The sequence below is a fragment of the Lactobacillus nasalidis genome, assembly GCF_016587775.1.
GTDB classification, from domain to species: Bacteria; Bacillota; Bacilli; order Lactobacillales; family Lactobacillaceae; genus Lactobacillus; species Lactobacillus nasalidis.
The window spans coordinates 1-11815 of sequence record NZ_BOCG01000302.1 but is presented as its reverse complement, the minus strand read 5'-3'; the positions used below and the strand labels follow the sequence as shown (position 1 = coordinate 11815).

General features: G+C 50.9%; 10 protein-coding genes and 1 pseudogene. 5 read left to right on the top strand and 6 right to left on the bottom strand.

Going from position 1 to position 11815, the window contains the following annotated elements; all coding sequences use genetic code 11:
- Nucleotides 1–1509, bottom strand: a 1509-nt coding sequence (locus tag lacNas_RS05405; RefSeq protein WP_201346672.1) for an FAD-dependent oxidoreductase, incomplete at its 3' end; no start/stop codon positions are given.
- A gap of 117 nt (nt 1510–1626) precedes the next feature.
- Here lacNas_RS05405 and lacNas_RS05400 point away from each other — a divergent pair.
- Nucleotides 1627–2520, top strand: a complete 894-nt coding sequence (locus lacNas_RS05400; protein WP_201331165.1) for a LysR family transcriptional regulator — start codon at nt 1627–1629, stop codon at nt 2518–2520.
- Nucleotides 2521–2834: 314 nt separating this feature from the next.
- On the opposite strand, the pseudogene lacNas_RS14575 reads toward lacNas_RS05400, so the two are convergent.
- Nucleotides 2835–3571: pseudogene (locus lacNas_RS14575) on the bottom strand (SDR family oxidoreductase).
- A 105-nt stretch (nt 3572–3676) separates the two neighbouring features.
- Here lacNas_RS14575 and lacNas_RS05390 point away from each other — a divergent pair.
- Nucleotides 3677–4123, top strand: coding sequence for a MerR family transcriptional regulator (locus tag lacNas_RS05390; protein WP_201331164.1), 447 nt, complete (start codon nt 3677–3679; stop codon nt 4121–4123).
- Nucleotides 4124–4219: 96 nt separating this feature from the next.
- On the opposite strand, the gene lacNas_RS05385 is transcribed toward lacNas_RS05390, so the two are convergent.
- On the bottom strand, nt 4220–4948 hold the full coding sequence (locus lacNas_RS05385; protein ID WP_201331163.1) for an SDR family oxidoreductase: 729 nt from the start codon (nt 4946–4948) through the stop codon (nt 4220–4222).
- A 40-nt stretch (nt 4949–4988) separates the two neighbouring features.
- Nucleotides 4989–5996: an alpha/beta hydrolase gene (locus lacNas_RS05380; protein WP_201331162.1), complete on the bottom strand. Its 1008-nt coding sequence runs from the start codon at nt 5994–5996 to the stop codon at nt 4989–4991.
- A gap of 113 nt (nt 5997–6109) precedes the next feature.
- On the opposite strand from lacNas_RS05380, the gene lacNas_RS05375 reads away from it, so the two are divergent.
- Nucleotides 6110–6565 (top strand): MerR family transcriptional regulator, encoded by a 456-nt coding sequence (locus tag lacNas_RS05375; protein ID WP_201331161.1) that lies wholly within the window; start codon nt 6110–6112, stop codon nt 6563–6565.
- 1 nt (nt 6566) lies between these two features.
- On the opposite strand, the gene lacNas_RS05370 is transcribed toward lacNas_RS05375, so the two are convergent.
- Nucleotides 6567–7394 carry an oxidoreductase gene (locus lacNas_RS05370; RefSeq protein ID WP_201331160.1) on the bottom strand — a complete coding sequence of 276 codons (828 nt, stop codon included), beginning with the start codon at nt 7392–7394 and terminating at the stop codon, nt 6567–6569.
- 225 nt (nt 7395–7619) lie between these two features.
- Between lacNas_RS05370 and lacNas_RS05365 the strand changes: the two genes are divergently transcribed.
- On the top strand, nt 7620–8291 hold the full coding sequence (locus lacNas_RS05365) for an NAD(P)H-binding protein (RefSeq protein ID WP_201331159.1): 672 nt from the start codon (nt 7620–7622) through the stop codon (nt 8289–8291).
- 97 nt (nt 8292–8388) lie between these two features.
- Nucleotides 8389–8805, top strand: a complete 417-nt coding sequence (locus tag lacNas_RS05360) for a GNAT family N-acetyltransferase (protein WP_201331158.1) — start codon at nt 8389–8391, stop codon at nt 8803–8805.
- 27 nt (nt 8806–8832) lie between these two features.
- Here lacNas_RS05360 and lacNas_RS05355 read toward each other — a convergent pair.
- Nucleotides 8833–11815: mucin-binding protein (locus lacNas_RS05355; protein WP_201346671.1), on the bottom strand; the 2983-nt coding region annotated here is incomplete at its 5' end.

Sequence of the window (11815 nt, the reverse complement as noted above, 5' to 3'; positions counted from 1 at the left end):
CAGGCGGCCAAAGGTGTGCGCGTGACTGGCAGCCAAGCCCGGAACCCGGTCATTGTAGCTGCCCCAGAAGAAGCCACCGGCGTCGTTGCCAGCCGCGTACAGGCCAGGAATCGGATCATGGTTTTCGTCCAGTACTTCCATCTTAGTATTGATTCTGAGTCCGTCAAAAGTGCAGAGGATGCGGCCACCCAGAATACAGCCGTAGTAAGGCTTCTTCTTGATTGGCGTAATCCGGTAAGCTTCCTTGCCAAATTCCTTGTCCTGGTGGTCAATCACGGCTTGGTTATTGTTGGCAACTGCCTCTTTCAGCTTGTCAGCCGGCAAGCCCAGTTTGTCCGCCAGTTCTTCCAGAGTATCAGCCTTAACGACCAAGCCATCCTTGACATGCTGGTTAGTGTCAGCGATGAACGCTTCCTTGTCCTTCATGTAGCCTGGGAAACCAAAACGTGCGCAGCCCAGCATGTGGACTTTTTCCAAAGTGTCAGCGTAATCGTCATCCCAGATCATGGCATACAGGTAGCCTGGCTCTTTGGCAGCGGCATTAACGATGAACTGGTATGGAACTGACTCGTTGGCAAAGCGTTCCCCGCGCAGGTTGACCTTGAGGAAAGGATAAGAACCGATCCAGAGCCAGTGGTCGTAAGTTGCGGTTTGGTAGTACATGTCTTCCGTCTTTTTGCCGACTGGGACCAAGCCACGGTCAAAAATCGTTTCTGCTGGTTCTTCGTCGCGGATGGCGCCGACATTCAAGGCAGTAGTGATCCCGGCCCCGTTGGAACGCGGTGAGTCGTTGTAGACGTTCTTCTTCAAGGCCAGAGGATTCCATTCCTTCAGCAGGTCAGTGTTGGCAGAATATCCGCCAGTAGTCAAAATAACCCCTTTTTCTGCCAGAATCTGGTAGTACTCATTTTTGGCCAGATCCTTGACCAAAGCCCCGGTTACGCGGCCGTCCTCCTTGAGCAGCTTGACCAGGCTGTTTTCAAAGCGCAGGTCGACCCCGTGCTCTTCTTGGTACTGCAGGAACCAGTCGCCATAGGAAGTAAAGGTCTGGTCATCAAAAGTCGGATCATTTTCAGTCGGGAAAGCTTGGTAGGCCTTATTGGTCACCATGGCGTCGGCTTCAGCTCTGAGGTGGGCGCCGTGAGGCTTCAGGATCTTGTCTTCCAGCCAGTCCAGGGTTGCCCCGCTGTTGTCTGCCCAAGTTTCCAAAAGGCGCTGGTCCACGTTGTGCTGAGCAAAAGCTGCCAGGCTTTCTACCAGTTCCTGCTTATCGATGGTCACGCCGGCTGCCTTTTGCGCCCGTGAACCGATGCTGGCCAAACCAACCCGCATGAGGTTGATGGTCTTTTCTTTTTCAATCAGGATCGTCTGTGCCCCAGCTTCTCTGGCCGCTGCAGCAGCTTCCATACCCGCGTTCCCCGCGCCCACAACCAGGACGTCAGTTTTGACCGTATATGCAGCAGATGCATTAACATCTAATTGATCAACATTGTCATAGATCTTAGTCATTATTTTTCTCCTTTTCATCAGCTATACCGCTTTCACTTACTAATTTATCATGGCATAATTGATTTGAGAAAGACTAATTTAGCATGAGTTATACCGCTCCTGCATAAGGGGAAAAATATGGACTTGAATCATCTGAACGTTTTTATTAATCTGGCAGAAAGCCTCAACTATTCAAAAACTGCCGAAAACCTGCACATCTCACAACCCGCAGTCAGCCGCATCATCCAGCGCTTGGAGGATGAAATTGGCGTCACCCTTTTCTACCGCAGCCGGCGGGAAGTCCAGTTGACCAAAAACGGGAAATTGTTTTATGAGGACAGCAAGAGCCTGGTCAACAGCTACAACAAAGCCCTGCAGCGGACCAGAAATTCTTTCAACCGCCTGCAGAGCAATCTAACCATCGGCATTACGGACACCCCGCTGGAGCAAGCAGTTTTGCCGGGGATGATCCGGGCTTTTCAAGCAGCGCGGCCGGACTGCAAATTTTTTCTGGAAGGCTTCGACCACAATCTGCTCAAGCACCACCTGCTCAACCACGACAGCGATGTGATTTTCACGACGCACGACGACGTGGCCGATCTGGCAGACGTCAGATTCTGGCAGCTGTTTACCGGACATTTCATGGCCTTGCTGCCGGCTGATCATCCTTTAAAGGACAAAAGCGAACTCAACCTGAACGATTTGGCCGGGCAAAAAATCCTGCTGATGGACAACAACTGGTGCCCGCCAGAGCAATTTAAACTGCAAGAAACGATTCGCAAGAGCGTCAAGGACTTGGACATCAGCTATGTCAACGATGTCGAGATCGTCAATCTGATGGTCAAGGCAGGACTGGGAGTTACTGTAATGCCAAGCTTCGTGGCTATCGAGAAGCCAAGCGAGATCAAGGCAGTCAAGCTGAATTACCCTGCCCCGCTTGAATATGGCCTGGTTTGCCGCAAGGACGAAAGCGATCCGCTGGTGCTTTCCTTCTGCCGGCTCATGCAAAAGCAGGCAGAAAAGATTGCGTAACTGTTTTCTTGGGAATGTGCTTGGACCATCAGTAAAAAAAGGCGAATATTGGAATGGATACACAAATTGCTCTTCATCAGCCTAATTTCCAAGTCAAATGTGTTATAATTGGCAAAGGAAAGAGAGCCTTGCTGCAACAAGACTCTCTGTACTGGCCCGCTTCAAAGGCAGTGACAGTTTCAGAACAAAAAGACGTCCCTAACTGTGCAAAGTTAAAAAGTTAAGGGGGACGGCTTTTTTTTTCCTCAAAAGCAGGCCTTTTTTCAGTAACTGTTTGATGTTCATGCAATTCAGTCCAACAACTGAATTAATTTTTACAGAACCTGGGCCGTCGGGCGAAGCAGGATTTCGTTGATTGCCGTGTGCTCCGGCATATTGACCGCAAAGGCAATTGAGTCAGCAACCGATTTTGCTGGAATAGCCGTGCTTGCGTAAAAGGCTTCCATCCCTTTGCGCTGCTCTGGATCGGTGACGTGCTGCGGTAATTCAGTGTCAACCGCCCCCGGAGCAATCAGCGTCACGCGGATGTTGCTGCCAGCGGCTGCTTCCTCCTGGCGCAGAGATTCCGACAAGGCTCTGACGCCAAACTTGGTTGCCGCGTACACACCGCCTGCCGGAGTCGGAATGTGGGAGGAAACAGAGCCAATATTGATAATCTGGCCTAACTGCTGCTTTCTCATAACTGGCAAGGCCGCGTGAATGCCGTACAGGGTCCCCTTAAGGTTGACGTCAATCGTTGCCTCCCATTCGTCGGTTTGCCCTTGGCCAGCTCAGACAAAGGCATCAAACCGGCACAGTTGATCCAGACGTCGATTCTGCCGTAAGTAGCGACTGCCTTGCTGCCCAGGGCCAGAACCTCGTCCATCTTTGCAACGTCAGTCAGCACGTAAATGGCTTCACCGCCAGCTGCCTTGATCTCGTCTGCCAGCTTTTTCAGCCGGTCTTCCCGGCGGGCAGCAAGCACGACCTTGTTCCCTTGCTCGGCCAGGACCTTCGCGCTGGCTTCGCCGATCCCGCTGGACGCGCCCGTAATTACGATAACTTTGCTCATCTGTTTTACCTCCTGAAAAATTGATTATATCTCTTGCATTTCTACTGAATAGAATATAACATTGGAGTTAACTCTAAAGTCAAACTTTTTAGGAGATTTTTTCTTATGGGATACACGATTAAAGAAGTTTCTAAAATGACAGGGATCCCGTCAACGACCCTGCGCTATTATGACAAAGAAGGCCTGCTCCCCTACCTGGAGAGGCGCGAATCCGGCTACCGGGTCTTCAACGAATCCGACCTGACCATGCTGCAGATCGTCGATTGTCTGAAAAGCACCGGCATGCCGATCAAGGACATCAAACAGTTCTCCAAGTGGGCCCAGGAGGGCGACTCCACCCTGCAAGAGCGCTACGATCTCTTCCTCAAGCGCAAGGAAGCCGTTGAAGAGCAGATTGCCGACCTGCAGAAGACCCTGGACGTGATCAACCACAAGTGTGCCTACTACAAGAGCGCGATAGAGGCCGGCACGGAAAAAGAGCTGATGAAGCACGACAAATTGCCGCATGCCGACGAGTTCCTGTGCCAAAACTATAAACCCGGCCAAGAGTAATTTTTTCAAGCTAAAAGAGTCTGACTTCCATTAACGGAAATCAGGCTCTTTTAGTAACTTGTTTAATGTGCATGTGAGTCTTGCGGCTCAAAAAGGCTAGGCCAGCTGCTTGACGGGCCGCACGTGAATCTCGCTTACGGCCAGGTTGTCAGGCGTGTCAATCACCTGCTTGACCACCTCAGCCACTTCTTCTGCCGTCAGGGAGGCAGACTGCTGCACCCGGCGCTCGTCTTCCCGGTCGGCCTCGCCCGGAATGGTATTGACCAGGTTGGTCACCGTAGTTCCCGGACTGATCAGAGTGGACTTGATGTTGTGCTCCCGCTCTTCAAAGCGCAGCCCTTCCATCAAGGCCCGGACGGCAAACTTGCTGGCGCTGTAGACGGCGAACTTTGGGAATACTTTGTAGGCTGCAGTCGAACCGGTCGTGATGATGTGGCCGCTGTTTTGCTCCTCCATGTATGGAAGAACTGCCGCAATCCCGTTCAACACGCCCATGACATTGGTCTGCATGATCTGCTGCCAGTCGTTGATTCGGCGTTCGCTTAAGTAGCTGACGGGCATGATTCCGGCATTGTTGAAGATCACATCCACCCGGCCGAACTTGGCCACGGTCTGGTCAACCAATTCTTGAACCTGGTCAGCCTCTGCAACGTCAGTCTGCTTGACCAGCACCTGGTCGCCATACTTTTCAAATTCGGCCAACTTGTCAACGTGCCGGGCAGCCAGGGCCAGCTTGGCGCCGTCTTTTGCCAGAAGCTCCGCGGTGGCCAGGCCAATCCCGCTGGAGGCGCCGGTAATGATGATTACTTTATCTTTAACAGACATCCTGTCGCTCCTTTCCAGCTTTTTTTGCCAAAAATGGTCTTTAAAGGTTTTCCTTGAAAAATTCGTCAAACTTGTCAAACGGAATCTTGTCCATCTGGTCGTAGAGGTCAACGTGGTCAGCGTTTGGCACGATCACGATTTCCTTAGGATCCTTCAGCTTCTCGTAAGCTTCTTCAGCGAAGTAGCGTGAGTGCGCGTTTTCGCCAGTGACGATCAGGCTCGGGCGCGGGGAAATCTGGTCAATGTACTGCTCCAGCTTGAAGTTGAAGTATGACCAAGGTGTCGTTGACGTCCAGGCCCCGGTTGAGTTGATGGACCGCGGGTGGTAAGCCCGGCCGCGGTAGTAGTCAAAGAAGGCCTTCAGCACCGGGTTCGGGTTTTCCGGCAGCTTGTCCGGGAAGAGGTTGTCCATGTAAATGACTTCCCCATTCTGGTCAAACATTACTTCGTGAGCGCCGGCAGCAAAAGTGCCGTTTTCTGCGTCGATCCAGCGGCGGCGGGCCAGGTAGTCCTTCAGGCTTTCCCGGTTCTCATCGGTCATGGTCTTGCCAACGCCGTCCCAGATTGAGGATGACATGTCATACATTACTGAAGTGGCTACGGCCTTGATCCGCTTGTCGATTGACGCTGCCGTCAAGACATGACTGCCCAGGCCGCAGATGCCGATGGCCCCGATGCGTTCCCGGTCAACAAATTTTTGCAGGCCGACAAAGTCGACTGCCGCGCTGAAGTCTTCGGTGAAGACGTCTGGAGAAGCAACATTGCGCACCTCGCCGCTGCTTTCACCGGTAAATGACTGATCAAAGGCCAGAGTCACGAAACCGCGCTGCGCCAGAGTCTGAGCGTACAAACCGCTTGACTGTTCCTTGACTGCGCCAAAGGGACCGCTGATCACGATTGCCGGGTAGGCCTGCTTGTCGTCAAAGTTCTTTGGCAGGTACAGGTGGCCAGCCAGAACGATGCCAAAACGGTTGCGGAAGCGGACGCTTTGCACGCTGATGGACGGGTCGATCTTAAATACTCTGCTGTCGTTTGCTAAAGTGTTCATGTTGCAATTTTCCTTTCTGTGTCTGCTTGCTTATTGATGTTATAATGATTATACAGGCTAAAGTTAACTTTAGCGCAAGTCTTTTTTTCAAAAAAATCTGAAAGGAATTTTTTATGCCAGCCTTAAAAGAAAAAGCAAACACTTTGTCAATCACTGAAGTTTCAAAATTGTGCCAGCTGCCGGTTTCCACCCTGCGCTATTATGACAACCAGGGCCTCATTCCGGGCTTGCGGCGGACGGACCAGGGGGTGCGCGAATTTGACCAGCGCAACATCGACGCGGTTAGGATCATCGAATGCCTGAAAAATTCCGGCATGTCCATTACCGACATCCGCACCTTCATGACCTGGTGCGTGGAAGGCGACTCCACCCTGCCTCAGCGTTTGGAGATGTTTAAAAAGCAGCGCGAAGCTGTTTTGCAACAGATCGCGCTGCTTGAGCAGACACTATGGCAGCAACTGGCTGAAAGCACCGATGAGACTATTGATCAAAAGTGCGAGTATTACACTTTGGCCGTCAAAGACGGCACTGAAAAGAAGGTCATGGCCAAATACCATCCGGAATATTAGCCTAAAAGTCGGTGCTTTCAGCCAGTTGCTGCCATTTGGCGATTTCCGCGGACCGGTCGGCCAGCTTTTTCTGGGCAAGCTCAATCATGCCCTTGCCGAGAATCAGCACCTTTGGCAGGTCAGCTAGCTGGCTTGCCTGGTAGATTGCCTGCCCTGCCTTGGCCGGGTCGCCTGGCTGATCGTGCGGGTGCTCGCGCAGGAATTCCCGGCTGGCCTTGGCTGTCTTGGCATAAGCCGGATTCTCATGTTCCAAGTCGCCAGTGGCAGCGACCCGGAATTCAGTTCTAAAAGCCCCTGGCTCAACGATCATCGCGTCAATGCCCAAAGGCTTGACTTCATTGGCCAGCACTTCACTGACGCCCTCCAGGGCCAGCTTGCTGGCCACATAATAGGAATTCCCCGTTGAGTTTTCAAACATGACGCCCATCGAGGAAACATTGATGATCAAGCCGCTGCCTGCCTCACGCATTGCCGGCAAAACCTGCCGGATCATGCCGACCTGGCCAAAGAAATTGATCTCAAACAGGTCACGGATGTCCTGCTCGCTGCTGCTTTCTACTGAGCCAAAGTGGCCCCGGCCAGCATTGTTGACTAAGACGTCGATCTTGCCGAACCGTTCCAGCGCTTTAGAAACCACCTCGCGGCGCTGCCGCGGGTCAGTTACTTCAAGGCTGCAGGCCAGAGCGCGGTCTGGGTAACGGTCTTCAAAGTCAGCCACCCGGCTGGCTTTTCTTGAAGTAACGACCGCCTGGTCACCTGCCTGCAGGACGGCTTCCGCGATTCCCCGGCCCAGGCCAGTCGATGCCCCAGTAATCAACCATGTTTTCATTGATAAAGTCACTTCTTTCTACATATTATTTTCATTAGCGTAAACTATTGCGGCGGCCTTGTACATTACAAGCGGTGCATTGTGCTATACGCGAGATGCAAGCCGACGCTATGCTCAAAACGAATGGTAAATTACGGAAAGAGCATTTTTCAAATTGCTTTTGGCCCATTATCATTAAAGCAACGATTGAATATTGATTAGATCAAGCAGAAAGGAAAAATTATTATGAAGTTATTGATTTTGGCAGCCAATGGTCAAATTGCCCGTCTTGTTGAAGAAAGAATTTTGACAGAAGACAAGTTTGCTGACGTGGAACTCGTATTGTTCCTGCGCCGCGCAAGCCGTCTGCAAAGCTTGAAGGACCGCTACCCGGACCGGGTAACTTTGATCGACGGGGACTTGAACGATTCTCAAGCCGTAATCGACGCAGCCAAGGGATGCGACATGATCTACTCAGCTGTTGTTGACCATGACGACGCCGGCGACAACCGCCCAACTAAGAACATCATTGCTGCCGCCAAGCAAAACGGCATCAGCCGAGTAATTGAAACCAGCCTGCTCGGCCTGTACGATGAAGTTCCTGGTGAATTCGGCAAGTGGAACCGGGACTTCTGCTTCGGCGGGGATCCGGAAGGCACTTCACCGGTTAAGGCTGACCAGCTTTTGGAAGAATCAGGCTTGGACTACACCACCCTGCGTCTGCCATGGCTGAACGACCGTCCAGAAGTCAAGTACTCCATCACCCACCGTCACGACAAGTTCGTCGGCGTTTCCGGCTCAAGACGGAGCATCGCGGACGTAGTTCTGCAGATTGTCGCTGACCCAAGCTTCGGCAGCCGTGACAGCCTTGACATTGCTGACCCAGCAACTGACGGCTTGACTCGTCCGGTATACTAATAATTAAGAAAACAGGCCTGCTCGAGATGAGCGGACCTGTTTTTTCGTCTCCCCTTCTGCTAAAATCAAGAAAAAATGCTTCACGGGAGGCAAGAATATGGAAATCAAGAAAAGCAACCCTGAAATCAACGAAAAGGTTCATCACCTGCTGCAGGAATATAACCGCGCCTTCATGCAGGATTCGGAAGATTACAGTTATTATATAGAAGAAAACGGTGAAATAGCAGCGGGTATTGTTGCCAGCGCCATATTTGACACAGTTGAAGTCGAATTCCTCTGTGTAGCCGAGGAATATCGCGGGCAAGGATACGGCAAGCAGCTGCTGGAGCAAGTCGAGAAAGAGGCAAGTGCAAAGCAGATCAAGCGGATTATTCTCAACACCTACAGTTTTCAGGCGCCGGACTTTTATAAAAAATGGGCTATCAGCAGCTTTTCAAAATCTCACCTGCCTTCAAGAATTTCTCTCAGTTCTACTTCATCAAGGAACTGTAACAAAAAAATGGCGATCCATTAGGATCACCATTTTCTTTTTGCCTAAAAATTAGTCTTTCTTGCGCTTCTTGCCAGTAATGAAGGCAGTTGCGGCAGACAGGGCCAGCATGATTGCCCCCATGAGGGTCATTTCACTGCTTTGCTTGTCATTGCTGCCAGTTTGCGGCAGTTCTGCAGCTGCAAGCTTCTTGCTTGGCTTGGACTGCTGGCTGGTCTGTGAACTGGTTGCGACTGGAGAAGCTGGTACATCGGTCTTCCCAGTAGCCTTTGGTTCAGCCGGCTGAGCTGGCTTAGAAGGAACGCTTGGCTGGTCTGGTTTAGACGGTACTGTTGGTTCGGATGGAGTTTCCGGCGTTGACGGTACTGTTGGTTCTGTTGGAGTTTCCGGCGTTGACGGTACTGTCGGTTCTGTTGGTGTTTCCGGTGTTGACGGTACTGTCGGTTCTGTTGGAGTTTCCGGTTGTGACGGTACTGTCGGTTCTTCCGGTTGAGCGACAACATCGTAGACGATGTAAGTGTCAGCTGCAGGATCACTTGGAGTTACCGTTTGCCCTACCTTAACAGTTTGCGGTTGGTAACCGTTGACTTCTGGTACCACGATGTCTTGGACTTTGGTTGGATCTTCTGGATCAGTTGTGTACTGGTCTGAGCTGGTACCAGGCAGTTGCTGACCATTTTTATCAACCAGGATCACATGACCGTTTGGCACGTAAGTGACGGTAGCCTCAACTTCTGCTTGGTCTGGAGTTGAGGTCAAACCACCAGTGACAGTCCGATCGGTGTGGTAGCCGTTGATTACTGGAACGCTCTCTGAGGCAAAAGTATTCTGTCCAGTCCATGGACCTTCCTCCAATACCTTGCCAGTTACCAGATCGACTACTACTACCTGCTTAAAGGCATCCTTTTCGGTTTGGATCTTGTCAGGCAGTTGCTGGTCTGTACCAACGTAGTGGATCGTCTGCTTAGCGTCCTTAGTGTTTACTCTTTCTTGAGTCTGGTGCTTCAGTACTACAGTGTAAACCTGGTCAGTTGAAGAATCAGCGTCGTAAGTTGCGTCTGATGGGTAGTCGCTTGATACAAGGACGTAGCCTGCTTCTTCCAGCTGCTTGATAGTGTCAGCCGTGCTGTAAGCGATCGTGCTCTTGGATGAACCGGTCAGATCACCTGAAGTTGAGATAACTGCCCCGCCCTCGTCTTGGTCGATAAAGTTAATCCGAGCCTTTTGAGTGTCAGCGGTGTAGGAAACAGTTACCGTGGACGACTTGTCGCCATCGAAAGTTGGAGTTACTTCAGTTGAAGCAACTTCGCTCTTATCTGGAGTCAAGCCTGAAACAATTGGAGTAGTAACCGACTTCAAGCTCTGTGAGTCAACTGGATTCCAAGTAGTTTCCTTAGTTACCAGGTCTTGAGTACCAGTCTGAGTGAAGGACAAGGTCTGCTCTACTGCGGCCGGTGCTTCGAAGCCTTCTGGAACTTCGTAGACAACAGTCTGAGTTACCTTTTGGTCACGACTCACATCTGCCGTACCGTGCTTCAGTACTACTGTGTAGACCTGATCAGTTGAATCATCAGTGTCGTAGGTTGCGTCTGATGGGTAGTCGCTTGATACAAGGACGTAACCTGCTTCTTCCAGCTGCTTGATAGTGTCAGCCGTGCTGTAAGCAATCGAGCTCTTGGATGAACCAGTCAGATCACCTGAAGTTGCGACAACGGCGTTGTTGCCATCTTCATCAACGTAGTTTACCAGCGCCTTTTGTGCATTGGCGGTGTAAACAACAGTTACCGTGGATGACTTGTCACCATCGAAAGTTGGAGTTACTTCTGATGATGGCACCTCGCTCTTATCCGGAGTCAAGCCTGAAACAACTGGAGTAGTAACTGACTTCAGACTCTGTGAGTCAACTGGGTTCCAAGTGGTTTCCTTGGTTACCAAGTCTTGAGTACCAGTTTGGGTGAAGGACAAAGTCTCTTCTACTGATGCCGGTGCTTCGAAGCCTTCTGGAACTTCGTAGACAACAGTTTGAGCTACCTTTTGATCCCGACTCACTTCTGCCGTACCGTGCTTCAGTACTACAGTGTAGACTTGGTCAGCTGAATCATCTGTGTCGTAAGTTGCGTCTGATGGGTAATCGCTTGATACCAGGACGTAACCTGCTTCTTCAAGCTGCTTGATAGTATCAGCCGTGCTGTAAGCAATCGTACTCTTGGATGAACCGGTCAGATCACCTGAAGTTGCGATAACGGCGTTGTTGCCATCTTCATCAACATAGTTTACCAGTGCCTTTTGACTATTAGCGGTGTAAACAACAGTTACTGTGGATGACTTGTCACCATCGAAAGTCGGAGTTACTTCAGTTGAAGCAATTTCGCTCTTGTCTGGAGTCAAGCCTGAAACAACTGGAGTAGTAACTGACTTCAGACTCTGTGAGTCAACTGGGTTCCAAGTAGTTTCCTTGGTTACCAAGTCTTGAGTACCAGTTTGGGTGAAGGACAAAGTCTCTTCTACTGATGCCGGTGCTTCGAAGCCATCTGGAACTTCATAGACAACAGTTTGAGTTACCTTTTGGTCACGACTCACTTCTGCCGTACCGTGCTTGAGCACTACAGTGTAGACTTGGTCCGCAGCGTCATCAGTGTCAAATACTGGTGATTCTGGATAGTCACTTGATACCAGGACGTAACCTGCTTTTTCCAGCTGCTTGATAGTGTCAGCGGTGCTGTAAGCAATCGTACTCTTGGATGAGCCAGTCAGATCGCCTGAAGTTGCGATAACGGCGTTGTTGCCATCTTCATCGACGTAGTTTACCCGTGCCTTTTGACTATTAGCGGTGTAAGTGACAGTTACCGTGGATGACTTGTCACCATCAAAAGTTGGAGTTACTTCTGATGATGCAACTTCAGTTTGATCTGGGGTTAGGCCAGCGATCGTTGGACTAGTGACAGTCTTCAAACTCTGTGAGTCAACTGGGTTCCAAGTTGTTTCCTTGGTTACCAAGTCTTGAGTACCAGTTTGGGTGAAGGACAAAGTCTCT

Coding starts and splice junctions, on each gene's coding strand:
- lacNas_RS05400 (WP_201331165.1), top strand. CDS start 1,627: ATGGACTTGAATCATCTGAACGTTTTTATTAATCTGGCAGAAAGCCTC.
- lacNas_RS05390 (WP_201331164.1), top strand. CDS start 3,677: ATGGGATACACGATTAAAGAAGTTTCTAAAATGACAGGGATCCCGTCA.
- lacNas_RS05385 (WP_201331163.1), bottom strand. CDS start 4,948: ATGTCTGTTAAAGATAAAGTAATCATCATTACCGGCGCCTCCAGCGGG.
- lacNas_RS05380 (WP_201331162.1), bottom strand. CDS start 5,996: ATGAACACTTTAGCAAACGACAGCAGAGTATTTAAGATCGACCCGTCC.
- lacNas_RS05375 (WP_201331161.1), top strand. CDS start 6,110: ATGCCAGCCTTAAAAGAAAAAGCAAACACTTTGTCAATCACTGAAGTT.
- lacNas_RS05370 (WP_201331160.1), bottom strand. CDS start 7,394: ATGAAAACATGGTTGATTACTGGGGCATCGACTGGCCTGGGCCGGGGA.
- lacNas_RS05365 (WP_201331159.1), top strand. CDS start 7,620: ATGAAGTTATTGATTTTGGCAGCCAATGGTCAAATTGCCCGTCTTGTT.
- lacNas_RS05360 (WP_201331158.1), top strand. CDS start 8,389: ATGGAAATCAAGAAAAGCAACCCTGAAATCAACGAAAAGGTTCATCAC.